The 22,912-nt window shown below is 63.6% G+C and carries 23 protein-coding genes and 1 other RNA gene; 8 read left to right on the top strand and 16 right to left on the bottom strand.

The window, feature by feature from the left end; genetic code table 11:
- Window positions 1-94: 94 nt before the first annotated feature.
- Together BLT09_RS14995 and miaA are read right to left on the bottom strand one after the other, a co-directional pair.
- The gene (locus BLT09_RS14995; RefSeq protein ID WP_027154966.1) at window positions 95-886 is read right to left on the bottom strand and encodes a GGDEF domain-containing protein; all 792 of its coding nucleotides are present in this window, start codon (window positions 884-886) and stop codon (window positions 95-97) included.
- Between the two features lie 103 nt (window positions 887-989).
- The gene (gene miaA / locus BLT09_RS14990; protein ID WP_091594497.1) at window positions 990-1,982 is read right to left on the bottom strand and encodes a tRNA (adenosine(37)-N6)-dimethylallyltransferase MiaA; all 993 of its coding nucleotides are present in this window, start codon (window positions 1,980-1,982) and stop codon (window positions 990-992) included.
- On the opposite strand from miaA, the gene serB reads away from it, so the two are divergent.
- On the top strand, window positions 1,972-2,859 hold the full coding sequence (serB, locus tag BLT09_RS14985) for a phosphoserine phosphatase SerB (RefSeq protein WP_091594495.1): 888 nt from the start codon (window positions 1,972-1,974) through the stop codon (window positions 2,857-2,859). The two genes, miaA and serB, sit on opposite strands and share 11 nt — an antisense overlap.
- Window positions 2,856-3,401 (top strand): GNAT family N-acetyltransferase, encoded by a 546-nt coding sequence (locus BLT09_RS14980; RefSeq protein WP_091594236.1) that lies wholly within the window; start codon window positions 2,856-2,858, stop codon window positions 3,399-3,401. The genes serB and BLT09_RS14980 overlap by 4 nt, the downstream gene beginning before the upstream one ends.
- 222 nt (window positions 3,402-3,623) lie before the next feature.
- On the opposite strand, the gene BLT09_RS14970 is transcribed toward BLT09_RS14980, so the two are convergent.
- The 6 genes from BLT09_RS14970 to BLT09_RS14945 form a co-directional block, all read right to left on the bottom strand.
- Complete coding sequence (locus tag BLT09_RS14970; protein ID WP_091594234.1) at window positions 3,624-5,138, bottom strand: DegQ family serine endoprotease; 1,515 nt, start codon at window positions 5,136-5,138, stop codon at window positions 3,624-3,626.
- A gap of 138 nt (window positions 5,139-5,276) precedes the next feature.
- On the bottom strand, window positions 5,277-5,417 hold the full coding sequence (locus BLT09_RS34905) for a DUF2065 domain-containing protein (RefSeq protein WP_236473681.1): 141 nt from the start codon (window positions 5,415-5,417) through the stop codon (window positions 5,277-5,279).
- 155 nt (window positions 5,418-5,572) lie between these two features.
- The gene (hflC, locus tag BLT09_RS14960; RefSeq protein WP_023798793.1) at window positions 5,573-6,550 is read right to left on the bottom strand and encodes a protease modulator HflC; all 978 of its coding nucleotides are present in this window, start codon (window positions 6,548-6,550) and stop codon (window positions 5,573-5,575) included.
- Window positions 6,550-7,659, bottom strand: coding sequence for an FtsH protease activity modulator HflK (gene hflK, locus BLT09_RS14955; RefSeq protein ID WP_091594230.1), 1,110 nt, complete (start codon window positions 7,657-7,659; stop codon window positions 6,550-6,552). The genes hflC and hflK overlap by 1 nt, the downstream gene beginning before the upstream one ends.
- A gap of 142 nt (window positions 7,660-7,801) precedes the next feature.
- On the bottom strand, window positions 7,802-8,320 hold the full coding sequence (locus BLT09_RS14950) for a dihydrofolate reductase (protein WP_091594228.1): 519 nt from the start codon (window positions 8,318-8,320) through the stop codon (window positions 7,802-7,804).
- A complete protein-coding gene (locus BLT09_RS14945; RefSeq protein WP_091594226.1) occupies window positions 8,320-9,333 on the bottom strand; it encodes a DUF4424 domain-containing protein in 1,014 nt (337 codons plus the stop codon). Before BLT09_RS14945 ends, BLT09_RS14950 begins: the two co-directional genes overlap by 1 nt.
- A 245-nt stretch (window positions 9,334-9,578) precedes the next feature.
- Between BLT09_RS14945 and cobF the strand changes: the two genes are divergently transcribed.
- Window positions 9,579-10,352 carry a precorrin-6A synthase (deacetylating) gene (gene cobF / locus BLT09_RS14940; protein WP_091594224.1) on the top strand — a complete coding sequence of 258 codons (774 nt, stop codon included), beginning with the start codon at window positions 9,579-9,581 and terminating at the stop codon, window positions 10,350-10,352.
- A gap of 27 nt (window positions 10,353-10,379) precedes the next feature.
- On the opposite strand, the gene BLT09_RS14935 is transcribed toward cobF, so the two are convergent.
- From BLT09_RS14935 to BLT09_RS14910, 6 genes are all read right to left on the bottom strand, one after another.
- Window positions 10,380-10,721, bottom strand: a complete 342-nt coding sequence (locus BLT09_RS14935; RefSeq protein ID WP_023798788.1) for a winged helix-turn-helix domain-containing protein — start codon at window positions 10,719-10,721, stop codon at window positions 10,380-10,382.
- An 87-nt stretch (window positions 10,722-10,808) separates the two neighbouring features.
- A complete protein-coding gene (gene modC / locus BLT09_RS14930; RefSeq protein WP_091594222.1) occupies window positions 10,809-11,921 on the bottom strand; it encodes a molybdenum ABC transporter ATP-binding protein in 1,113 nt (370 codons plus the stop codon).
- On the bottom strand, window positions 11,918-12,622 hold the full coding sequence (gene modB, locus BLT09_RS14925) for a molybdate ABC transporter permease subunit (protein WP_091594220.1): 705 nt from the start codon (window positions 12,620-12,622) through the stop codon (window positions 11,918-11,920). Before modB ends, modC begins: the two co-directional genes overlap by 4 nt.
- A gap of 13 nt (window positions 12,623-12,635) precedes the next feature.
- Entirely contained in the window at window positions 12,636-13,430 is a 795-nt protein-coding gene (gene modA / locus BLT09_RS14920; RefSeq protein WP_208602509.1) for a molybdate ABC transporter substrate-binding protein, read from the bottom strand.
- 202 nt (window positions 13,431-13,632) lie between these two features.
- Window positions 13,633-14,427, bottom strand: a complete 795-nt coding sequence (locus tag BLT09_RS14915) for a thymidylate synthase (protein ID WP_091594218.1) — start codon at window positions 14,425-14,427, stop codon at window positions 13,633-13,635.
- Between the two features lie 163 nt (window positions 14,428-14,590).
- Window positions 14,591-14,902 carry a DUF2853 family protein gene (locus BLT09_RS14910; protein ID WP_023798783.1) on the bottom strand — a complete coding sequence of 104 codons (312 nt, stop codon included), beginning with the start codon at window positions 14,900-14,902 and terminating at the stop codon, window positions 14,591-14,593.
- A 171-nt stretch (window positions 14,903-15,073) separates the two neighbouring features.
- Between BLT09_RS14910 and ssrA the strand changes: the two genes are divergently transcribed.
- Window positions 15,074-15,430: a transfer-messenger RNA gene (ssrA, locus tag BLT09_RS14905) on the top strand.
- Between the two features lie 148 nt (window positions 15,431-15,578).
- Here ssrA and BLT09_RS14900 read toward each other — a convergent pair.
- Window positions 15,579-16,784 (bottom strand): multidrug effflux MFS transporter, encoded by a 1,206-nt coding sequence (locus BLT09_RS14900; protein ID WP_091594216.1) that lies wholly within the window; start codon window positions 16,782-16,784, stop codon window positions 15,579-15,581.
- Window positions 16,785-16,937: 153 nt separating this feature from the next.
- Here BLT09_RS14900 and BLT09_RS14895 point away from each other — a divergent pair, with 153 nt between their 5' ends.
- The 4 genes from BLT09_RS14895 (at window position 16,938) to BLT09_RS14880 (ending at window position 18,791) form a co-directional block, all read left to right on the top strand.
- The gene (locus tag BLT09_RS14895; protein WP_091594214.1) at window positions 16,938-17,627 is read left to right on the top strand and encodes a TetR/AcrR family transcriptional regulator; all 690 of its coding nucleotides are present in this window, start codon (window positions 16,938-16,940) and stop codon (window positions 17,625-17,627) included.
- Window positions 17,628-17,745: 118 nt separating this feature from the next.
- The gene (locus BLT09_RS14890) at window positions 17,746-18,279 is read left to right on the top strand and encodes an SspB family protein (protein WP_091594491.1); all 534 of its coding nucleotides are present in this window, start codon (window positions 17,746-17,748) and stop codon (window positions 18,277-18,279) included.
- 18 nt (window positions 18,280-18,297) lie between these two features.
- Entirely contained in the window at window positions 18,298-18,543 is a 246-nt protein-coding gene (locus tag BLT09_RS14885; protein ID WP_091594212.1) for a DUF4169 family protein, read from the top strand.
- A gap of 20 nt (window positions 18,544-18,563) precedes the next feature.
- Window positions 18,564-18,791 (top strand): ribbon-helix-helix domain-containing protein, encoded by a 228-nt coding sequence (locus BLT09_RS14880; RefSeq protein WP_023798778.1) that lies wholly within the window; start codon window positions 18,564-18,566, stop codon window positions 18,789-18,791.
- A gap of 20 nt (window positions 18,792-18,811) precedes the next feature.
- On the opposite strand, the gene BLT09_RS14875 is transcribed toward BLT09_RS14880, so the two are convergent.
- On the bottom strand, window positions 18,812-22,834 hold the full coding sequence (locus BLT09_RS14875) for an AsmA family protein (RefSeq protein WP_091594210.1): 4,023 nt from the start codon (window positions 22,832-22,834) through the stop codon (window positions 18,812-18,814).
- Between the last annotated feature and the right edge of the window lie 78 nt (window positions 22,835-22,912).

Below are 22,912 nucleotides of genomic sequence, written 5' to 3'. Positions count from 1 at the left end.
GAACCCGGCGCGGAGTGGACATTTGAGTCCATGAGCACCGGAAGTCGAGAAAGCTGCGTCAGTCGGCCGGCCTCCTGAATTCTTCTCCGGGATTTCAGGCGCAGACGCGGTTGCGGCCTTGCCTCTTGGCTTCGTAGAGCTGGCGGTCGGCGCGGCGATAGAACTCTTCGGCGGTTTCCTTGCGGTCCCAGATGGCAAGGCCGACGCTGGTGGTGATCTTCAGCCGGACATTGCCCGATAGTATCGACATGTTGGCGATCGCCTTGCGGATGCGCTCGGCGAACCTGGACAGCAGTTCAGCATCCATGTTGGGCGTGACCACCGCGAACTCCTCACCACCCAGGCGCGCCACCACGTCGTGATAACGCGTCATGTCCTTGAGACAATTGGCGACCGCCCGCAACACCTGGTCGCCGACGTCATGGCCGTGGGTATCGTTGACCTGCTTGAAATGGTCGAGATCAAGGATCATCAGCCCGACCGGCTTGTCGATGCGACGGAATTCCTCGAGATATTCCTTCAGTGCATCGTCGAAATAACGCCGGTTCTGCATGCCGGTCAGGCCGTCGGTCAGCGCCGCATGCTCCAGCGTTTCCGAACGGGCGCTGAGCGAAACCGTCATGGCGCGCAGCTTGCCTTCTTCCGTCGCCTGCTTGCGGATCAGCGGGTAGATGAAGAAAATGCCAAAGAACAGGGCAGTCGCCAAAAGGACGCCGGTCCCAAACAACAGCTTGTTGAGATAAGTGGTCTTCTCAATCGCGGCAGGCGTAGTGATCTCCGCCGCGAGCGCCTGCAGAAGCCCATAGGCGTGAAGCGTCACCAGGCCGGCGGCCAGGATCACGAAGATGAAGACGAAAAAGGCTGATTCCGCCTTGTGAAAACGCATCTGCTCCCCGTTGCAAAACCCCAAAGACGTTATGGCATCGACGGCCTTACGGAGGGTTAATTGGGACAACTTCAACGGGAGGTCTTCCCTTAAAGTCAACTTTTCAGGTTGCACTCGAAAAGGTATCCAAGATCGTGGATTCCACACGATCACCAGGGCGCAATCTCAGCCATTCCGGACCCAACTGATGCCTGAACCAGGTCGCCTGGCGCTTGGCATACTGTCGCGTCGCGATCTTCGCGCGCTCGATCGCTTCGGGAAAACTCAGCTCGCCGGCCATTGCGGCCTGGAGTTCGCGAACGCCGATGGCTTTCATCGCAGGCAAGTCGGGATCGAGGCCAAGATCGGTGATCTGCGTGACCTCGTCGAGGGCGCCCTTCTCCAGCATGCGGTCGAACCGCGCCTCGATCCGCTCCACCAGCTCCGCTCGGCCCGGCTCGATCACAAGGAAGCGCGTGCTGGCTCTGTCGATCAGTGGACGGCCGCGCGCCGCCTGCCATTCCAGGATGGAACGGCCCGATGCGTCGAGCACCTCCAGCGCCCGCACGATGCGCTGGCCGTCGGTCGGCTTCAGCATCATGCCGGCTGCAGAATCCCTGCGCAGCAGGATACGGTGCAGCTTGGCTGCGCCCTGCTCCTGGAGTTCGTAGCGCCAGCGATCACGGATCGACTGCGGAATGTCGGGCATTTCCGAAATGCCCTCCGCAAGCGCCCGGAAATAAAGCCCGGTGCCGCCGACGAAAATCACCGGCCGTTCGAAGAACGTGCCGACCGGACGTTCGACGAACGCGCCGTCGTCGATGAGATTCATCACGTCGCGCAGCCAGGCGCCAGTGGAATAGGCGGTGGAGGGATGGACATGTCCGTAGAGGAAATGCGAGACGCGAGCGAGTTCGGCAGCAGTCGGCCGCGCCGTCAGCACGTCGAGCACCGAATAGACCTGCATCGAATCGGTGTTGACGATGACGCCGCCGTTGCGCTCGGCGAGGGCGAGCGCAAGGGCGGACTTGCCGCTGGCGGTCGGCCCGGCTATCAGGATCGCGTTCTTAACGCGGCCCTCGCCCGCCTGCCCGCCGGAATTTTTTATGCCGCTGATCGCCACGCTTGTATCCCATCCCGCCGGTCGCGCATTGTCGCCGGCGCTTGCGAATATGGCGTCGCGGTCGGTCGGCGCAAGCACTGTTCGCTGGCTGGCCGAAGGCATCGCCTGTGAATTCGCCCTGCCCGAGACGGCCGAAGCCGCTGAAACGACCGCCAGCCTGCGCGCCGTGCTTGCACCCGAACCGGTTGACGTGATCGTTCAGCGGCCCGAGGGCAGGCGAAAGAAAATCCTTATCGCCGATATGGATTCGACTGTTATCGACCAGGAGTGCATCGACGAACTCGCCGACGAGATCGGCGTCAAGGATTACGTCGCCGCCATCACGGCGCGATCGATGAATGGCGAGATCGCTTTCGAGCCGGCCTTGCGCGAGCGGGTGGCGCTGCTGAAAGGCCTCGACACTGCCGTGGTCGACCGCATCATCGCCAATCGCCTGTCGCTGGCTTCCGGTGGCCGCGCGCTTGTCCAGACCATGCGGGCCAACGGCGCTTGGACTGCACTCGTGTCGGGTGGCTTCAACGTCTTCACCTCACGCATCGGCGCCATGCTCGGCTTTCAGGAGAATCGCGCCAACCGCCTGATCGAGCAGGATGGCCGCTTCACCGGGCTGGTCGCCGAGCCGATCCTGGGGCGCGCCGCCAAGGCCGATGCGCTGCTCGAGATTTCGGCGCGCCTCGGGCTGACGACCGCCGACGCCATTGCTGTCGGCGATGGCGCCAACGACCTCGACATGATCCGCCTTGCCGGCACCGGTGTGGCGCTTCATGCCAAGCATGTCGTGGCGGCGGAGGCAAAATTCCGCATCGACCATGGCGACCTGACCGCGCTTCTCTATCTGCAGGGCTACCGGCGGGAGGAGTTTGTGGAGTGACGCCAATCCGCACCGAGCGCCTCATCCTGCGCAACTGGGAGGTTCGCGACCGCGACCTCTTCTACCGCATCAACTCCGACGAGCGCGTCATGGAGTTCTTTCCGTTTCGCCGCGACCGCGCGCAGGCCGACGCCAAGATGGACGAGTTCCGCGCCTGGATTGCCGAGGATGGCTACGGTTTCGCTGCCGCCGAGATAATTGAAACGCGCCAATGCATCGGCTTCGTCGGCCTCCTCGACACCGGTCATTTGCCGTTCCTGCCGGCCGGCACCGTCGAGATCGGCTGGCGGCTGGCGCCCGAATTCTGGGGCCATGGCTATGTCACCGAGGCAGCCGAAGCCTGGCTCGCCTATGGCTTCGAAAGGCTTGGCCTCGAGGAAATCGTTTCTTTCGCCGTCAGGGATAACAGCCGGTCCACTGCCGTCATGGAACGCCTGGGCATGACCGCCGACCACCCCGGCATTCCGGACAGCCACGCCAGGCTCAAGCGGCATGTGTTCTACAGGCTGACAGCCAAGGATTGGCAGAAAAACCGGCGCTGATCAGTGCCGACCCTGATCAGCGCTTGTCAAACGGAAGCTCGTCGCCGGGCTGCGGCGGTTTGCGCCGACCCGATCGAGCACTTTCGCGAAATCATCGCCCGATGCATCACCAGCCCGTCGGCGCAGGAAATCGGCCGCTGTCTCCATGGCTCCAACCTTTTGCGACACGGCCGACGCGATCCACTGGTTCAGCGACACACCATCAGCACGCGCCTCCGGGACTCAGTCCATCCGGATCGTCACAAACCGCAATTCGCCGCTCTTCGACGCCAGCATCAGCAGCGCATTCTTGCGTCCCTGGTCCTTCAGCGCAGCAATCCGGTCCATGACATCCTTGGGCGTGGCGACCGATTCCTGCGCGATCTCGGTGATCACCTCGCCGGCCTGGATGCCGCGTTCGGCAGCGGCCGAATCCTTGGCGACGTCGGTGATGACGACGCCGGAGACTTCGGCAGCAATGCCGAATTTCGTCCGCGTCTCGTCGTTGAGGTCGCCAACGGTCATGCCGAGCACGGACGCCGTCGGGACGGCAGGCGGCTCGTCGCCGGTGTCCTTGTCGGTATTGCCGTTCTCGCCGCTGGCAAGCTTTTCGCCATCTTCGAGCCGGCCAAGCGTCACCTTCACGGTCTGCTCGACGCCCTTGCGCACGATGACCACGTCGACAGCCTTGCCGACCGTGCTCTCGGCGACGACGCGCGGCAGGTCGCGCATTTCATTGACGTCCCTGCCGTCGAACTTGATGATGACGTCGCCCGCCAGGATGGTGCCGTTGTCGACAGGCCCGCCCTTGATGACGCCGGCGACCAGCGCGCCCTTGGCGGTCGCCATGCCGAGGCTCTCGGCAATGTCGTCCGTCACCGGCTGGATGCGCACACCGAGCCAGCCGCGCCGCGTCTCGCCGAACTGGCGGAGCTGGTCGACCACGCCCAACGCCAGCTGCGAGGGAATGGAAAAGCCGATGCCGATCGAGCCGCCGGACGGTGAAATGATCGCCGTGTTGATGCCGATCACCTCGCCGGCGCTGTTGAACAGCGGCCCGCCGGAATTGCCGCGGTTGATCGCGGCATCGGTCTGGATGAAATCGTCATAGGGGCCGGAATTGATGTCGCGGTTGCGGGCCGAGACGATGCCGACCGTCACGGTGCCGCCGAGGCCGAACGGATTGCCGATCGCCATCACCCAGTCACCGACGCGCATCTTGCTGGAATCGCCGAATTTCACCGCCGTCAGCTTGTGCCCTTTCGGATCGACCTTCAGCACCGCCACGTCGGTCTTGGTGTCGGTGCCGACCAGCGTCGCCTTCAGCGTCACGCCGTCGGAGAAATTCACCTCGATGTCGTCGGCATCGGCGATCACGTGGTTATTCGTCACCACGATGCCTTGCTCGGCGTCGACCACGAAGCCTGAGCCCAGCGACTGCACCTTTTGCGAGGGGTTGCCCTGTTCGCCGGGACGGTTCTTGAAGAAATCGTCGAAGAAGTCCTGGAAGGGCGAGCCCTCTGGAAGCTGCGGCATCGGCACCGCGCCCGGGCCTTCCGTGCCCTTCACCCTCTGCGAGGTCGATATATTGACCACGGCGCCGAGCAGGCCCTGCGCGAGATCGGCGACCGAAGCCGGGCCGTCGTCGGCGGCCGCGGGCGTCACCAGCGACGGGACGGTAGCGACGCCGATAAGAAGTGCTGCAGCACCCGCGGTCAACGTCCGCCTCGCCGCGCGCAAAAAGCTGTTGGATGTCATCGAGAAGTCTCCCGGTGTCTCTGAGAAGAAAAGCGCTCGCCGAAAACGCTGCGTCGAGCCATGTTGGCAAGAAATACGGCACGTTTGCGGCTATGGCTATCGGCGGAGGATAAATCCTCCGTTATCCCGAAATCATCGTCATCCACCCCGCACCAGCCAGACCAGGCCGACACCAACGGCGATTGCAATCAGCCCGGCGACCCGCAGCGTATTTTCCGGCATCGACAGAACTTCGCCGGCAAGTTTCTTGGCGAGGCCGGGAAAGCCGCCATAGACCAGGCCCTCGACACTACAGCGCCGCGCGTCCTTTGGACGCGCAAAGGACGCTGTAGCACTTTGATTTGGCGCATGATCCTTTCCGAAAATCGATTCCGATTTTCGGGGTCATGCGCGAGAACCAGGCCTATTGCCGCCAGAAAGTCCTGCACCGGCCGTTACTGACCGGTGCCTGGCTGGGCTGTCGGTGCAGCGGGTGCACGGGGCACAGCTGCTGGCCCAGGCGCTGCCGGTGCAGCCGGCGCTGCCGGCGTGTCCGCGCCGGCGGGATTGCGGAAGAAACGGAAGAAGTCCGAATTCGGCGACAGCACCATCGTCGTCCCGGTACTGTTCAGCGCCGTGCCGTAGGCATTCATCGACCGGTAAAAGTCGAAGAAGGCTGGATCGCGCTGGTAGGCGTTCGCGAAGGTGGCGCTGCGTTGAGCTTCACCTTCACCGCGCAGGATTTCAGACTCTCTCCGTGCCTCGGCGACGATCTCCACCACTTCGCGGTCGGCGCGCGCCCTGATGCGCTGCGCCGCCTCGTTGCCGCGCGCCCGCAGCCGCTCGGCTTCGGCCAGACGCTCAGCCTTCATGCGGTCATATGTCTGTTGCGAGACTTCCGCCGTCAAATCGGTCCGGCGAATGCGGACATCCTCGATCTGCAGGCCGAGCGACGTGGCGTCGGGCCTCAGCTGATCGCGCACTTCGCGCATCATCACGGCTCGCTCTTCCGAGAGCGCCGCCTCGAAGTCGCGCAGACCGTAGACACGGCGCAAGGCGGCGTCGAGACGCGTCCTCAAGCGTGCCTCGGCCAGCTCGATCTGGCCGGACACCGCGGAGCGAAACACGCGCGGATCCGAGATCCGATAGGCGATGAAGGCGTCGACCTCATAAAACTTGCCGCCCGAAACCTGGACGCGGATGTTGTCGAGGTCGAAGCGCAGCACCCTGTTTTCGATCAACTGCACGCTGTCGGCATCGAAGAAGGCGAACGGCGCCTTGAAATAGATGCCCGGCTGGCTCTTGACGTCGACGATCTCGCCGAACCTGAGCACCAGTGCCTGCTGGCGCGCATTGACAACGAAGACCGACGAATAGAGCAGGAACAGGACGACCGCGGCGATGACGGCGATGATGGGAAGACGGTTGGCCATCACTGGTTTCCTCCCAGCACCGGCGCCGGCGCCGGCGCCTTCTGCTGCAATGCCGGCAGCGGCAGATAGGGAACGACCCCTGGTCCGCTGCCTTGCTCGATAATGACCTTGCTGGAATCCTTCAGAACCCTCTCCATCGTTTCCAGATAAAGCCGCTGGCGCGTCACATCCGGCGCCTTGGCGTATTCGTCATAGACCGAGATGAAGCGCTGCGCCTCGCCTTCGGCCTCCTGCACGACCCGGTTCTTGTAGCCGGCCGCCTCCTCGCGGATCTGTGCGGCCTCGCCGCGCGCCTGGCCGAGCTTCTGGTTGGAGTACTGGTTGGCCTGCTCGACGAACTTGTCCTCGTCCTGTTCGGCGCGCTGCACCTCGTCAAAGGCGTCGGCCACTTCGCGCGGCGGTGCGGCATCCTCGATCGAAATCGCGTTGACGTTCAGGCCGGCCTTGTAGCCGTCCAGCGTCGTCTGGATGATTTCGCGCACGGACGCTGCAATGCCCTCGCGATCGTCACGGAAGATGTCCTGCGCCGGCCGCCGGCCGACCGCTTCGCGCATGGCGCTTTCGGCGACCTGGCGCAGCATGCCGTCGGGATCGGACACGTCGAACAGATAGGCCCTCGGATCGGAGACCTGATAGGCCACCGAGAACTGGACGTTGACGATGTTCTGGTCGCCCGAAAGCATCAGCCCTGAACCGTTGCCGGAGGCCGTGCCGCCGCCGATGTTGACGAGTTGTTCGGCAATGACGGCCGTCTCGACCGTCTCGATGGGCCACCAATGGAAATGCAGGCCAGGCTGGGAGAACTCTGCCTTTGGCACGCCGAATCTGAGTTCGACCGCAACCTCGTCGGGCTGCACGGTATAGACCGCCTTGAACGCCCACAGCGCTAAAAGCGCCGCTGCGATCAATCCGAACACGGCTGGGCTGGCGCCAGCGCCACCCGGCAAAGCACGCCGCAACCTGTCCTGGCCGCGCCGGATGATGTCTTCGAGATCGGGAGGCGAGCCCTGCGGACCGCTAGGCCCCTTTGGTCCCTGCCCCCAGGGTCCTGGATTGTTGCCGCCGCCCCATGGGCCGCCGCCTCCGCCGCTTTTGTCATTCCAGGGCATAAATGTCCTTTCGCTCCCTCATGCGCCGGCCTGACGACGCAAAATCCGGTGTTGTTCTTCTATAGGGATGCGACGGCGCGCTTTCAACGCGATCGGTCGTCGTCACCGCCCGTTTTGGACCGTCGCGACCCTTTACCGTCTCTCAATGCACGTCGCGGCGTCGCTCGTAAACCGAATAGCGTGTCGCATGACTATCCTTTTCACCGGCCGGAACGTCCTGCGACGGGCCGATGCGCCACAAATCCGGGTCGATCGGCGGGAAATGCGCGTCGCCGTCGACCGCGGCAAGGACATGGGTGACATGCAGGCGGTCGGCCAGCGGCAGCGCCTGGGCATAGATCTCGCCGCCGCCGATGATGCAGATTTCGTCGGCGCCGGCCATGCAGCGCCCGCGCACCTTGGCCAGGCGGATCGCCTCGTCGAGCGAATGCGCGGTTTCGACGCCCTCGGCGCGCCAGGCCGTGTCGCGGGTCACCACGATATTGAGCCTGCCAGGCAGAGCCCTGCCGATGCCTTCATAGGTCTTGCGACCCATGATGACAGGTTTGCCCATCGTGTCGGCCTTGAACCGCTTGAGATCGCTGGAAAGCCGCCACGGCAAACCGCCATCGCGCCCGATCACACCGTTTTCGGCGATGGCGACATAGATCGCGACGTCCATCAGCCGCCGCTCCCGCCATCGCCCGAAGGTGCCAGCAGCAATATGTCGATGTCGTGCTCAGGGTAGAAATTCTCTGCCGTCATCTCGAAACGCGTCGGCCCGACTTTCCTGACGTTTTCGCCACAGAACGAGACCAGGTTCTTCGGATCGCCCTTGTCGACGGTCAGCTTGAACTTGCCGATCGAGCCAGTCGCCCAGTTGCCGCCAGTGGTCAGGACATAGGCGATGCGGTTTTCGAAATATCTCGGGGTTCCGTCGGGATTGCCCTTCGCCGCCTTGCGAATCGCATTCTCGAACGTGCCGTCCATGCAGTAACGGGTCTTGTAGGCGGCGTATTGGCCCTGGAACTGGCCGTCATAGAAGAAGCTGACCGAAGAGGTGCCGCCGACGCTGGGCTTGTAGCGATGGGCGACGCGGACTGCCTTGTTGGCTGGAAAGGTCGAGCGCCACCAATAGGTCGAGCGCAATTGCCAGAACGGCACATGGACGGTTCTCATGCCCGACCCGTCGTCGGCGGTGTCCTCGATGATGAGGCCGCGGTCGACCCAGTCGTCGGCAACCGCTTGCGGCAGCTTCGCCAATGCCGCCCTGGCCGCATCGCCGAACGGGTAGAACGGCACGTTCTGCGACTCGAGATCGGCACTGATGTCGATGCCGAGCGCAAATGCCTTCTGCTCGAGCTGCGGCTTTGCCGCCGCGCCGTCTATGGTCACCTCGAAGCCGAGGAAATTATCGCTCTGGCCGTCGGGAATTGCCGGCATCTCGTTCGGATCGCCTTCGATGTCAGGCATCGGAAAGGCGACGATCGCATCGACATCCTTGTCGGTGTTGTTGCGGAAGACATAGTCGACCGTCACCTTTTCCGGCGAGATGTAGAGGTCCTCGCTTTCCATGGCGACCGCGTCGCTGCGCGACAGGATCAGGCCGCCCGTCCCCAATTCGGCGATCGAATCATTGGCGCACACGGGCGTGGCCGAAAGCGCCAGCGCGGCAGTCAGGACATAACGGAACATGGAAGCTCCCTGGGCGAGATGCCGCTATGACTCTATCGCATCGGCCCGAAAATCGGAATCGATTTTCGGAAAGCACGATGCGACGATTCAAGGTGCTAGAGCGTACTTTGTGCGTCCAAGTGGACGCATGTCGCTCTAGCCGTTTCAATGCGGAGTTTCAAAGCCCTTCAGCGCTTGCCCACATGCCATACCGACCTGCCGGGCCAGTCTGGACAGCGACGTTCCGATCGGGCAGGAGTTCGCCCATGCGCAAGCTTCTCGTCATCGGCATCGGCGCCGGCAATCCCGACCACATGACCGTGCAGGCGGTCGACGGCTTGAACCGCGCCGACGTGCTGTTCATTCCCGACAAGGGCGCCAGGAAGAGCGATCTTGCAGAACTGCGCCGCCATATCTGCGACCGGTTCGTCACCAATCCAAACTCGCGCCGCGTCGAATTCGACGTGCCGGTGCGGGCCGAGCCGGCGCCCTCCTATCGCTCGACCGTCGATGACTGGCACGAGGCGATCGCCGCGATCTATGAAAGCCTGATCTGCGACGAGCTTTCGCAAGATGGCTGCGGCGCGTTCCTGATCTGGGGCGATCCCTCGCTCTACGACAGCGCGCTACGCATCCTGGAGCGGGTGCGCATGAGAGGCAATGTCGCGTTCGAGCTCGAGGTGATCCCCGGCATCACTGCCGTCCAGGCGCTCGCCGCCAGCCACAAGATGGCGCTGAACCGCATCGGCGATGCGGTTCAGATCACCACCGGCCGCCGGCTCACCGAGGAAGGCTTGCCCGACAATGCCGGCAGCACCGTCGTCATGCTGGACGGCAAATGCGCCTTCAGCACGCTGGACGACAACGACCTCCTCATCCACTGGGGCGCTTACCTCGGCACGCCCGACGAGATCCTCATTTCCGGCCGCCTTGGCGACGTCGGCGACGAGATCGTCAGGACCCGCGACGAGGCGCGTCGGAAAAAAGGCTGGATCATGGACACTTATCTGCTGCGCAAGCCCGGCGAGCCTGAGGAGTAGGCTCGGCCGATACAGGTTCCACCGACTTCACCCGGCATCGATCTCCGCCTGTAATGCTTCCAGATGCGCCGCCGCCGCGGAAGCCGCTGCCCGTTCGATGGCGCGAAAGCGGCTGACCACCGCAAGCCCCGCCGGAGTCAACTGCGCGCCGCCGCCCTTTTTGCCACCGGTCTGCGCCGCGACCAGCGGCTTGCCGAACACCCGGTTCATGTCTTCGACCAGATCCCAGGCGTGTTTGTAGGACATTTCCATGCCGCGCGCCGCCGCCGAGATCGAGCCGAAGGCGGCGATCTGCTCCAGAAGCTCGATCTTGCCCGGCCCAATGCGCCCTTCTGGATCGAGGTTTATCCGCAAGCTCAGCGACGGCATACGCTCCTCCGCAGTCCCGCCATCCATCCTAGAAGCTCTCCGGCGCTACCGCTATTCCAAAATGATATAGCGACGATCATCCGCGGGTCATCCATCCGCCTCGACTGGCAGGCCGGCGCTCATGTTCGCCGGGTCGAAGCTCACCGTCTTGACCACCGCGTAGACCTCTCGACCAAGCCGGAGTTTCAGCGTCTGTCGCGATTGCTCGGTGATCCGGGCAAGCACGGTTGCGCCATGGCAGTCGATGCCGATCTCGACCGCGGGGCCCTCGCCCGGCGCCATCGTCACGATCGTGCCCTGCAAGATGTTGAGCGCGCTGAGACCCGTCGGCTGTTCGGTGGCGATCATCACATCGCGGGCACGGATGCGAACGCGCATCGGCGCACCGACCGGCACCGCCAGAAGCGGCACGCGGATCTCGCCCGCCACCGAGCCGAGCACGGTCATGCCAAAGACATTGTCGTGGCGCAGCACCGCGGTATCCAGCACCGCGCCGCCCTCGCCGCGCTCCTCCGCCGGCAACAGGTCGAGCCGCTGCATGATCGCCCCGGTTGGGCCGCAAGCAGCGACTTTGCCTTGCGCCAGCACAACGACGTCGCTTGCCAGCCGCGCGACCTCTGAGACCGAATGGCTGACATAGACGATCGGGATTTTCGTCTCGTCGCGCAGCCGCTCGATGTAAGGCAGGATTTCTGCCTTGCGGGCCTCGTCAAGCGAAGCCAGCGGCTCGTCCATCAGCAACAGTTTCGGGCTGGCGAGCAGCGCCCGGCCGATCGCCACGCGCTGTTTCTCGCCGCCGGAAAGCTTTGCCGGCCGCCGGTCCAGCAAAGCACCGATGCCGAGAAGGTCGATCACCGCATTGATGTCCGCATAGCGTTCGGCCGTCGGCGTGAACCAGCGGCCGTAGCGCAGATTGCTGGCCACGCTCATATGCGGAAACAGCCGCGCGTCCTGGAACACCATGCCGATGCGGCGCTTGTGCTTCGGCACGAACCGACCCGCATCCGTATCGACCAGCACGCGGCCGTCGGCCTCGATCCGCCCCTTGTCCGGCCGGATCAGGCCCGCAATCATGTTGATCAGCGTCGTCTTGCCGGAGCCCGAGGGCCCGAACAGCGCGGTCAGCCGCCCGGCGCTCTCGAAGCGGGCGTCGACCTCGAAGTCGCCAAGCCGATGGCTGATGTCGACCACAACCGTCATTCGATATCCATCCGCCTGCCGACGCGCCGCGCCAGCACCTCCGATGCGACAAGTGCTGCCATCGAGATGACGATCGAGATCAGCGTCAGCCTGAGCGCGCCGGCATCGCCGCCCGGCACTTGCGTGAAGGTGTAGATCGCCGACGGCAACGTCTGCGTCTGGTTGGGGATGTTGGAAACGAAAGTGATCGTTGCGCCGAATTCGCCCATCGCCTTGGCGAAAGACAGGATCGCGCCGGTAATCAGGCCGGGCAGGATCAGCGGCAGCGTGATCGTCGCGAACACCCACAACGGATTGGCGCCAAGCGTCCCGGCCGCCGCCTCGATTCTGCGGTCGACCGCCTCGATCGACAGCCGGATCGCCCGCACCATCAGGGGAAAGCCCATGACAGCGCAGGCCAGTGCGGCACCTGTCCAGCGAAAGGAGAAGACAATGCCGAAATGCTCGGCCAGAAACGCCCCGACCGGGCCGCGCCTGCCGAAGGAAAGCAGCAGCAGATAGCCGATAACCACCGGCGGCAGGATCAACGGCAGATGCACCAGCCCGTTGAGCAGCGTCTTGCCCCAGAATTGGCCACGAGCAAGCACAAGCGCGATCAATATGCCGGGCGGCAGGCTGGCGACCATCGCCACTGTCGCCACCTTGATCGACAGCCGGACCGCGTTCCATTCGTCGGGAGTGAGGTCCAGCAACCAATCCATCTTTTGGCGTGCCTCAGTTGCTCGGCATAAGGACCGTAAAACCTTGCGCCTTGAAGAGGTCGCCTGCCTTGGCGGATTGCAGGCACTTTAGGAATGCCGACGCATGCTTGTCCTTCGAATCCGCGATCTGGGCAACCGGGTAGACGATCGGCGGGTGCGAATCCTGCGGGAAGGTGCCGATCACCTTGATGCCGGGCTCGGCATGCGCGTCGGTGGCGTAGACGATGCCGAGTGCTGCTTCGCCTAATGAGACCAGCTTGAGCGCTGCGCGCACATTCTCGGCCTGTGCCAACTTGTCTTCGACCGAGGACCAGACGCCGAGCGATTCAAGCGCCGCCTTGCCATATTTGCCGGCCGGCACAGCCTTGAAATCGCCCATCGCAAGCCTGCCGTCACCGATCAGCCCGGCAAGATCAAAACCCTTTTCGATCCTGGTTTCGACCGTCGAATTCATCGGCGCCACCAGCACGATCTGGTTGCCGAGCAACTTCACTTCGGTATCAGGCTTGGTCAGCTTCTTGTCGGACAGATAGTTCATCCAGTCGCGGTCGGCCGAGATGAAGACATCGGCCGGCGCGCCGCCCTCGATCTGTTTGGCCAATGCGGAGCTTGCCGCATAGGAAATTGTCGCCGCCTCGCCGACATCGGCGGCGCAGGCGGTGTTCACTGCATCCAGTGCGTTCTTCATGCTTGCGGCGGCAAAGACGATCAGCCTGTCATCGGCATGGGCAACCGGCATGGCGGCGATCAATATCGCAAGACCGCCAATGGCGGCCGCCTTCAATCCAAAACCCTTGCGCACCAGCATGAAACTCTCCCGGGGCTTGAAATCCGATCGGCGCGACCCTGCCAGTCGATATATCCGCCTGAATATAACAAGGGAAGGTTTTTTGCCAGACTTTGGCCCAATGGCCCGCCGACGGCATTGCATGGCACCGCCACCGCTCGCGGGCGGACGACACAGCACCGGCGAGCAATTTGAGACAAAGCAAAAAGCCCGATGTTGCGGCTCACACCGCGATGGGCGCCTTGATCGTCGCATCGGCGAGGTAGTTTTCCAGCCGGAAATCTTCGAAGCGGAAGGCAAAAAGGTCCTTCACCTCCAGATTGATCCATAGCGTCGGCAGCGCCTTGGGCGTGCGCTGCAACTGTTCGCGCGCCTGCTCGAAATGGTTTGCATAAAGATGCGCGTCACCCAGCGTATGGACGAAATCGCCGGGCTTCAGCCCTGTCACCTGCGCCACCATCAACGTGAGCAGCGCATAGGAAGCGATGTTGAACGGCACGCCGAGGAAGATATCGGCGGAACGCTGGTAGAGCTGGCAGGAGAGCCTGCCTTCCGAGACATAGAACTGGAACAGGCAATGACAGGGTGGCAGCGCCATGGCTTCCACTTCGGCCGGGTTCCACGCCGAAACGATCAGCCGTCGGGAATTAGGATTCTTGCGTATCTCCTTCAAGAGATTGGCAATTTGGTCGATGGCGCCGCCATGGCCGTCCGGCCAGGAGCGCCATTGCTTGCCATAGACCGGGCCGAGGTCGCCATTCTCGTCGGCCCATTCGTCCCAGATCGAGACGCCGTGGTCGTTGAGATATTTGGTATTGGTGTCGCCGGCCAGGAACCACAGAAGTTCATGCACGATCGACTTCAGGTGAAGCTTCTTGGTGGTGGTGACCGGAAAGCCGCGCGCGAGGTCGAAGCGCATCTGGTAGCCGAACACCGAGCGCGTTCCGGTGCCGGTGCGGTCACCACGATCGGCGCCGTTTTCCAGAACGTGCTTCAGGAGGTCGAGATATTGGCGCATCGGCGATTCGGGGGCTCGATTCGGGTTAGGCAATCATAACCGACTGGCTGCCGGCCGAATATGTCAAAGTGCAGAATGTCCGAGCAGGCAACTGCATAATAGCCGGCGCGGAAATCGCGCCAGCATTCCGCCTGATGCAGGATTGCCTGATGCAGGATGATCCTCAGAGGCTAGCGAGCTTGCCCAGCTCCTTGGCGACCAGGTAATAAAAGGTCACCCGGCTCTTGGTGTTGTCGGCCTCCATCGCCTTGCAGGTCTTTTCGATGGCGGCGTCTGCCTTGCTGCCGTCGTCGACGCCGAGCTTTTTGGCAACCCAGCTGGCCTTGACGCGACCGAGTTCGTCGGGGTCCGTGCAGGAGACCAGCGAGGAATCACGATTCCTGAGCGCAATGCCCAAATGCTTCACGATCTTGGCGACCGCGTCGGCATCCGCCGCGGCGTCATACTTCTTCACGTCTGCGAGATAATCGGCCATCAAATTTTCCCCTCGTCGGCGCCACGAGATCCAGTCGATGAGGGTTGTGGCGCGCTGCCGCAAAATGTGCGCTAGTCGGTAACTCCTCACCGCCGCAAAGCTTCGGTTGAGAGCGTTGACAAGTCAAGCCTTTGGCGATGCTGTTTGAGACAGCGGACAAAGCATCATTGAGGCCTTTCATTTTTCACGATCGGTCCCTATATCTGTTTCGTCGGCTCGACCGACTATGGCGATAAACAGGCGATGAAATAAGCCGTTCGGACCCGGGGGCGGTACCCGGCGCCTCCACCAAAAACCGCTCTGCGAAGAGCGGCTTTTGCTGGGGGCGAAATAGGATCGACGAAGGTGTAAAGATCGTACTTTTGCCCGGCATTGTACCACCGTTATCGGGCTGAACTTATAGTTGCCAACGACAACTATGCGGAAGCACGTCTCGCCGCGTAAGCGGTGCGATAGCTTCAAATCAAGCCCTAGTGGTTCGCACTTCTAGGCGGGGTTCGGAGGTACCTGGCAACAGAAACCTCCACTTCTCCTGCTTCGATTCCAACTTTCCCTCCGATCCCCATCTCACCTCGATACTGTGACGGCAGCAGGCTTGCTGGCCGCGCGGCCGCGCCCAGACGCGAAAAAGGCCGGGACTGACCCGGCCTTTTTCATTGCTCTCACTGGAAAGCATCTATTCTGCCGGCGCTTCGACAACCTGCCGTCCGCGGCCGAGCGTCACCTTGGCCAGCGTGAACGAGATCACCGCGCAAAGCATGATGCCGGCCACCATAGGCAGCGGCGTGCCGTCGAAGAACACCCCGGCGATGCCCATGGCGACCGCGCCGATGGCGAAGTGCAGGGTGCCCATCAGTGCCGAGGCCGTGCCGGCGATCGCGCCATGCTCCTCCATGGCCAGCACCGAAGTCGCAGGGATCACCAGGCCGAGGAACCCGTAGCCGACGAACAGCAGCGCCGCCATGACGTCGAGCCGATCGACGCCGGACGCCATCACCGCGAACAGCACCACCATCGTCGTCGCATAGCCGACCACCGCGACCCGCACCACCGGCCTCAGCCCGAACCTTTCGGACAGCGTTCCCGTCAATTGCGACGTGCCGATGAAGGCGACCGCGTTGATCGAGAAGAACACGCTGTAGACCGACGGCGACAGCCCGTAGTGTTCTATCAGGATGAAGGAGGAGCTCGACAGATAGACGAAGAAGCTCGCCAGCCCGAAGCCGCCGATGGCCGCCAGGCCAAGGAAGTTGCGGTCGCCGATCAGGAAGCGATAGGCCGACAGCGCGGTGCCGAACGAACTGCCTGCACGCGCCTCGACCGGCCGCGTCTCCTTCAGCGAGGTCGCCAGCAGGATGGTGGCGAGCACCGCCCCACCGGTCACCGTCCAGAACACGGCACGCCAGCCGAAATTCTCGATAATGACGCTGCCGGTCAGCGGCGCCAGGATCGGCGACACCGAAAACACCAGCATCAGGAGCGACATCAGCTTGGCAGCTTCGGTGCCGGTGTGCAGGTCACGCACGATGGCGCGCGGCACCGCCATGCCTGCACTGGCGCCGAGCCCTTGCAGGAAACGGAAGGCGATCAGCCATTCGACCGAGGGCGCCAGCGCCGAGCCGATGCCGCCGACCATGAACAGGGCGAGGCCGCCATAGAGCGGCAGCTTGCGCCCGACCATGTCGGAGATCGGTCCGACGACGATCTGGCCAAAACCCATGGACAGAAAGAAGATCAGCAAGCTCATCTGCACGGCTGCGGTGCTGGCCTGCAGATCTGCGCCGATCGAAGGCAGCGCCGGAAGATACATGTCGATGGCGAACGGACCGATGGCCGACAACAGGCCGAGCACAACCGCGATGCGGAGGAATTGGGGATTCATGATAGCGGGCTTCTTTCAATCTGGTTTGCCGACCGGCGTGTAATCCTGGGACGTCCCATCCCGTGGAATTCCTGCAGGGGGAATTCCTCTAAATCTAAGTCCATAAATTTAGACACTCTTGTCTAATTCGTCAATCACCACTATATAGTTTTCATGAAGCACGACGTTTCTCCTGACAGCATCCCGCCACGCGGCCATGAGGCAAAGCGCGCCTCGATCATGGACGCTGCCGGCGCGGTGTTCTGCCGCGAAAGCTTCGCCGGCGCCAATATCGACATGATTGCCGCCGAGGCCGGCGTGTCGCGCCAGACGATCTACAATCACCATGGCGACAAGGAGAAACTCTTCGTCGCCATCGTCCGCGACCTCACCGAGCGCTGCAATGCCGGCATCTTCGCCACCATTTCAACCTTTCCCGACCAGCCGAAGGATCTCGAGGCCGATCTGATCGCCTTCGCCGTGCGCATGACCCGCAACTGTATCTGCAGCCGCGACGGAAAGTTCCTGCGCAAGCTGATCCAGACCGAGGGCGAGCGCTATCCCGAGCTGTTTGCCGAATGGCGCGAACTGGGACCGGGCAGGACATGGCCGGCGATCGCCGCCCGTTTCGCCCGCCTCGCCCATGCCGGTTTCCTCGACATCGAGGACCCCGATGTCGCGGCGCGCCAGTTCCAGGCCCTCGCCAATGCCGAATTGCAGACGACCTTCATGCTCGGCGGCACGCCGACCGATGATGAAGTGCTGCAATCCGCGACACATGGCGTACGCACCTTCCTGCGCGCCTTCGCCAAGCGGCAGCCGGCGGCCGATGCGCAAAAGCACAGCGCGCTCGCTGGCGCCTGAGCGATCAAATCTGAGGCATGTCCTCTCGCATCTGTGCTGCCGGCATCTATATCCGGTTTACGCCGCGCTCAAGCTTGATTACAGCTATGCGGACGATTCAACGGAACCCGACAGCGACATGGCCGACGACCACATTCGCTACGACATTCTGGCCCAGGAGGCACTGCGCGGCGTCATGCGCAAGGTCCTGGCCGAAGTCGCGCGCACCGGCCTCCCCGGCAACCATCATTTCTTCATCACTTTCCTGACCGGCGCCCCCGGCGTGCGCGTGTCTTCCCGCTTGCGGGAGCGCTATCCCGAACAGATGACCATCGTCATCCAGTTCCAGTATTGGGACCTGAAGGTGACCGACACCGGCTTCGAGGTCGGGCTGTCGTTCTCCGACGTGCCGGAAAAGCTGGAAATCCCGTTCTCGGCCGTGCGCGGCTTTTACGACCCGTCCGTCAATTTCGAGCTCGAATTCGACGTGAAGACGGAAACCTCGGCAGACGGGGAATTGACCGGCAAGCCCGCTTCCGAACCGCTGGCCGTCGTCGCCGAGAAAAAGCCCGAGAAGAAGAAGGCCGCTGAGGCCGAAAAGAAGCCGGCCGCAGCCGACGCCGCCGCCAAGGGCGCCGAAGTGGTATCGCTCGACGCCTTCCGCAAGAAGTGATCCGACGGGCCGCGCGACATGGCCGACATCGTCAACCTCCGCCAGGCCCGCAAGCAGAAGGCACGAGCCGAGCAGGAGCGCCTGGCCGTACTGAACCGGGCGCTGCACGGCCGCTCCAAGGCCGACCGGGAGCGTGACCGTTCGATCGCCGACAAGGCAGAAAGATTTGTCGCCGGCCATCGCCGCGAAACCTCGGGCGATGCGGATTGCCCTGAAGTCAGACCGAAAAATGCGGCGGGGTTTTCGGATAAGTCCGATGCTTGAAGTGAAATGAGTCAGGTCCGGTGAGCCCGGTCGAGAAACGCTCGGTGACCATTCGCGGCCATCGCACCAGCTATTCGCTCGAAAAGCCGTTTTTCGACGATCTCGTCGCCATCGCCGCCGCGCGCAAACTGACTCTCGCCGCCCTCGTCGCCGAAATCGACGAGGCCCGGCCGCGCGATGCCAACCTGTCCTCGGCGCTCAGGCTCTACGTCCTGGATTGGGCGAAGCGAGGGATGAAACCGGTCTAGCCCGGATGGTTAGCTAGAGGCTATCCGCCGCCCAGCGACTTCAGCAGATTGTCGATCGACGAGGGTTCAAGCGTGGGTTTTGGCGCGGGTCCTGAAGGCGGCGGGTTGTCATTGGCCGGCGGCTGACGCGCCCGCTCGATTTTCTGCGCCTGCTCGGCGGCGGCCCTGCGCTCGGCGTCGAGCCTTGCCTTTTGTTCCGCAGCGATCCGCCTCGCCTCTTCCGCTTTCCGACGTCGCTGTTCCTCGGCCTTCGCCGCCTCGTCCGCCGCTTTTTGCGCCGCCTTGGCTCTCGCTTCGGCATCCGCCTTAGCCTTGGCCTCGGCTTCAGCCTTGGCCTCGGCTTCAGCCTTGGCTTTAACCTCCTCTTCAGCCTTCGCCTGCGTCTCGGCTTTGGCTTTAGCCTCGGCTTCAGCCCTCGCCTGCGCATCAGCCTTGGCCTTCGCCTCCGCTTCGGCTTTAGCCTTTGCCTCGGCTTCGGCTTTCGCCCTGGCATCTGCCTCGGCTTTCAGCCGCGCCGCCTCCTGCTGCTTGCGCAATTCTTCGGCTGCCCTGTCGCGCTCGGCTTGCAAGGCCGCGTAGTAACGCACCTCGCGCCGCAACCGCTGCTTTTCAAGCAGCGCTGCCTGCATCGCCTCGACCCGCTGCTGCTCCTTTTCCAGCGCGCGCTGGGTCAGGAACTGCGCCAGCGGCTCACTGTCGAACCGCCGCTTCGCGGCGCCGAACGGCCCGTCAACGCTGAAATTCACGGTCGGATCGGAGCCAACCAGCGCTTCATCGCCCGGCCGATAAGTGATCGAACCAATGGCAGCGACCATGCTGGCCTTCAGGTCCGCCGTGATGTCGGCCGACAGCGTCGCCGCCGGATTTTCAAGATTGACCGGCGGCGCCCTCAGCGTGCCACCGGCGATTGTGAAGGCAATGTCGGCATCCCCAGCCGGAAAACTGCCGTCCGCGGCGATCTGCGGCGCGAAGCCGGCGGTCTTGGCCGCATCGATATCGCGCCCAATGGCGTCGGCCTTGGCGATGAAGGTGCCAAAGGCGGCGGGATTGACGCCGGCAATGGTCAAGCCTTTCAGCGCCGCCGTGCCGGAACCGGACAACGCCGCAACCATCGCATCGACCGATTTGCCACTGGTCGAGAGCGCCGCCGAGAAATCGCCGGTTCCGCTGATGCCGGTCTCTGGCAGCACGGTGGCCAGATCGGCGCCGGCAAGTTTCAGCTGGCCGGAGAAAAACCCGGTGCCGTCATTGTTCTTCAGCTCGAACAGTCCGGAAAGCGCGCCGCCGGCGAACTTTGCCTTGAGGTCCGAAACGCGGATGCCTTCGTGGTCGAGCTTCAGCGAAAGCGCCGCGTCATAGGCCGTGGCCGACGGGCCGGCGACCAGCGACGCCGTGGTCAACTCGAGTTCGGCGGTGAACGGCAGGATGGGTTTCTGGCTGAATGGGGCGGCCGGCCAAGCCTTGCCAGAGCCCAGAAAGGCCTGGTCGCCAAACACTGCCACCGCCATCGGGTCGAGATCCAGATCATCGAGCGCCAGCGCGCCGGCAAGATGCGGCAGCCCGTCGGCGACGCCGACATTGAGGTCGCCGGAAACCGCAGCCTCGTTGATGGCACCGCTGAGGCTGGACAGCACCAGACGGCCGTTGCCGAAGTCGGCGTCGGCCGCGAGCCAAGTCGACATGCCTGTCCCCAGGCCCGGCAGTCCGACGCCTGTCGTCATCAGCCACGGCTCGATATCGGCGGCTTCCAGGCTGATCTTGCCCTCGGCGGTGGCGCCTTGCGGCGCGCTGGCGATCGTCCCGTCGAAACCGGCTTTGAAATCGTCGCCGGTCAGGTTGAAGCTCGTCGCCATGCCGCCGCCAAGCGTGCCTTTCGCCGAAACATCAGTGGTCGCCTCGCCAAGCATGCCGAGCGGCAGCGCCGGCAGGCCGTAAAGCGCCAGAAGCGCGGTGGCGTCGGTATTCCTGGCGTTGAAGGTCAACGACACCGGCGCCTCGAGAAGCCGATCGGCCAGTCCTTTGCCGGACAGCGATGCTGAAAACGCCGAGCCGCCTGCCCTGCCTTGCGCGCTGACCGCCAGTCCCGTCGTGCCGTCGCCATTGGCGGCGGCACTTGTCACCAGATCGATGCGCGCATTCTGCAACAGCTCGGGATAGGCGGCGACACGCCTCGCCAGCCCTTTCAGCACGGCATTGTCGGGATAGTGCTTCGCCGCGACATCGACCAACGGCTTGAGATCGACGGCGACCACCGAGGCATCGAGCTTGCCGGTCGGGCTCGCTGGGAAATCCTTGATCCGGCCGGTGGCGCTGATCGAGGCGCCGGCAAGTCCGCCGACCGAGAGCCGGTCGATTTCAAGCAGCCCGTCGCGCAGCCTGAGCGCCGTATCGACCGTATCGGCGGTCAGTCCGCCGGCGCTGACCGGCCCGGCCTTGATCTGGAAATCGAGGTCGCGGTCGGAAAATCGGTTGGCGCCCTTGTCGCTGATGAAGATCGAGGCGAAGGCGGCGAGCCCGTCGACGTCGAGCTCGCCGCCGTCGAGCCGCATCAGCACCGACGGCCTGGCGTCTTCGCCCTGGCTGGAATCGATGCGGCCGGAAAATTTCGCCTTGCCGAGAACGAGTTCGAGGTCGCTGAAGGCCTGGCGGTTCCCGGACAGGTCGACCTTGGCCTTGAAGCCGGCGGCCGGAAGCCGGCGGATCGCCTCGTCGACATCCTTCGACAGCCAGGCGGCGAAGCCGGAAGGCTGCCCCACGGCCAGAAGCAGCGAACCGCTGAAGCCGAACTGATCCTCGAGACTGAGCATGCCGTTTGCTTCCAGCCTGGCACGGCCCGGGAGCGTCGCGCCCAGCGACTTCACCGACCAGCCGGCATCGGCCGGCTCGGCGGAAAGGCGCACGTCACGAACCGTCGTGTCGCCGGCCACCACCGCCGGCAGCTTCACCTCGACGGTGCCCGGTATGGTCGGCTTGGGCAGGGCGAGCAGCGCCTGCTCCAACGCAGCGACGCGCTCGGATAGCGTCAGTCCGGTCGCGGCGCCGACGGCTTCATCGAACTGCACCTGAGCGCCATCGGCCTCGATTGAAAAGCGAGGGTTCGGCCCAAGGTCGACGGCAGCCTTGCCGTCGGCAGTGTAGGGATTGTCGAGTGGCCCGGTCTCGAAGCGGAATTCGTCGACGCCAAGCTTCCGGTGGTCTAGCGAGAACTTGCCGTTCAGTCTGAACCCCGGTTCCGGCTTGCCGGCGCTGGCCTTCTCACCGTCGGTGCCGTCAAGCTGCGCCAAACGCTTGTCGGCGCCATTCCTGTCAGAACTTGTGACCTTGAACTGGCCCGAATAGATCGCGGCCCCGTCGACAATGCCGGCATTGCCATCCGCTTCGATGACCAGCGGATAGGCGTCTGGGTCGGCCTTGAGCCTGAGCCGCAATTGTCCGTCGCCACTGGCCTTGCCGGTGGAGACGACGACCGTGCTGCGCAGGCCGTCGAGCCGCAGCGAACCATCCATCCGCCAGGGTCCAGCCAGCGATCTGGCAGAGATTGTCGAATTGATCTCGGAAAGACGATGGCTGCGGCCGCCGGCGGCATGGCGCAGCGCGATCTCTCCGTCGGTCACCGTCAGCTTCTCGATCGAGATCTGGCTGGGATCGTAGGGCGAGGACGGGCGTATCGCCCAGTCGACCGTGCCGTCGGCGGCAATGTCGATCGTCGCCTTCGGCCGCACCAGCCGCATGTCGAAGATCAGCACCTCGCCGCTCAGGAAGGGCGCCAGTTCGGCATCCATCGAAAAGGTCTCGACGGTCATTGCCGGCCGGCCGCCGGGGCCGCCGGCGACAGTGACATTCGAGAAGGTCACCGAGGGAAACGGCAGCAATTTCGCCGTTGCATCGCCCTGAACGGTGACCTTGCGGCCCAGAATGGCGCTCGCCTCGCGCTCGAAATCGGCCCGGTAGCCCGTCCAGTCGATAAAATACGGCACCACCAGCGCCGCACACAGCACCAGCACGAAAAAGCCACCGAAGATCACGAACAAACGTGCGAGCATCAACCCCCAAGCAGTCGATTGAAAATCAGCCGCACTCTACCCGCATCAGCGTGTCGATAAAGAGGCAAATCGATCGCC

Source organism: Mesorhizobium muleiense (genome assembly GCF_900099905.1).
GTDB classification, from domain to species: Bacteria; Pseudomonadota; Alphaproteobacteria; order Rhizobiales; family Rhizobiaceae; genus Mesorhizobium; species Mesorhizobium muleiense.
This window is presented reverse-complemented; position numbering and strand designations above follow the sequence as displayed.

Coding starts and splice junctions, on each gene's coding strand:
- BLT09_RS14950 (WP_091594228.1), bottom strand. CDS start 8,320: ATGGACGTCGCGATCTATGTCGCCATCGCCGAAAACGGTGTGATCGGG.
- BLT09_RS14895 (WP_091594214.1), top strand. CDS start 16,938: ATGAAGCACGACGTTTCTCCTGACAGCATCCCGCCACGCGGCCATGAG.
- BLT09_RS14945 (WP_091594226.1), bottom strand. CDS start 9,333: ATGTTCCGTTATGTCCTGACTGCCGCGCTGGCGCTTTCGGCCACGCCC.
- BLT09_RS14900 (WP_091594216.1), bottom strand. CDS start 16,784: ATGAATCCCCAATTCCTCCGCATCGCGGTTGTGCTCGGCCTGTTGTCG.
- BLT09_RS14935 (WP_023798788.1), bottom strand. CDS start 10,721: ATGCCGTCGCTGAGCTTGCGGATAAACCTCGATCCAGAAGGGCGCATT.
- BLT09_RS14885 (WP_091594212.1), top strand. CDS start 18,298: ATGGCCGACATCGTCAACCTCCGCCAGGCCCGCAAGCAGAAGGCACGA.
- modC (WP_091594222.1), bottom strand. CDS start 11,921: ATGACGGTTGTGGTCGACATCAGCCATCGGCTTGGCGACTTCGAGGTC.
- BLT09_RS14890 (WP_091594491.1), top strand. CDS start 17,746: ATGGCCGACGACCACATTCGCTACGACATTCTGGCCCAGGAGGCACTG.
- modA (WP_208602509.1), bottom strand. CDS start 13,430: ATGCTGGTGCGCAAGGGTTTTGGATTGAAGGCGGCCGCCATTGGCGGT.
- serB (WP_091594495.1), top strand. CDS start 1,972: ATGCCGCTGATCGCCACGCTTGTATCCCATCCCGCCGGTCGCGCATTG.
- BLT09_RS14875 (WP_091594210.1), bottom strand. CDS start 22,834: ATGCTCGCACGTTTGTTCGTGATCTTCGGTGGCTTTTTCGTGCTGGTG.
- BLT09_RS14970 (WP_091594234.1), bottom strand. CDS start 5,138: ATGACATCCAACAGCTTTTTGCGCGCGGCGAGGCGGACGTTGACCGCG.
- BLT09_RS14915 (WP_091594218.1), bottom strand. CDS start 14,427: ATGCGCCAATATCTCGACCTCCTGAAGCACGTTCTGGAAAACGGCGCC.
- modB (WP_091594220.1), bottom strand. CDS start 12,622: ATGGATTGGTTGCTGGACCTCACTCCCGACGAATGGAACGCGGTCCGG.
- hflC (WP_023798793.1), bottom strand. CDS start 6,550: ATGGCCAACCGTCTTCCCATCATCGCCGTCATCGCCGCGGTCGTCCTG.
- BLT09_RS14910 (WP_023798783.1), bottom strand. CDS start 14,902: ATGGCCGATTATCTCGCAGACGTGAAGAAGTATGACGCCGCGGCGGAT.
- hflK (WP_091594230.1), bottom strand. CDS start 7,659: ATGCCCTGGAATGACAAAAGCGGCGGAGGCGGCGGCCCATGGGGCGGC.
- BLT09_RS14995 (WP_027154966.1), bottom strand. CDS start 886: ATGCGTTTTCACAAGGCGGAATCAGCCTTTTTCGTCTTCATCTTCGTG.
- cobF (WP_091594224.1), top strand. CDS start 9,579: ATGCGCAAGCTTCTCGTCATCGGCATCGGCGCCGGCAATCCCGACCAC.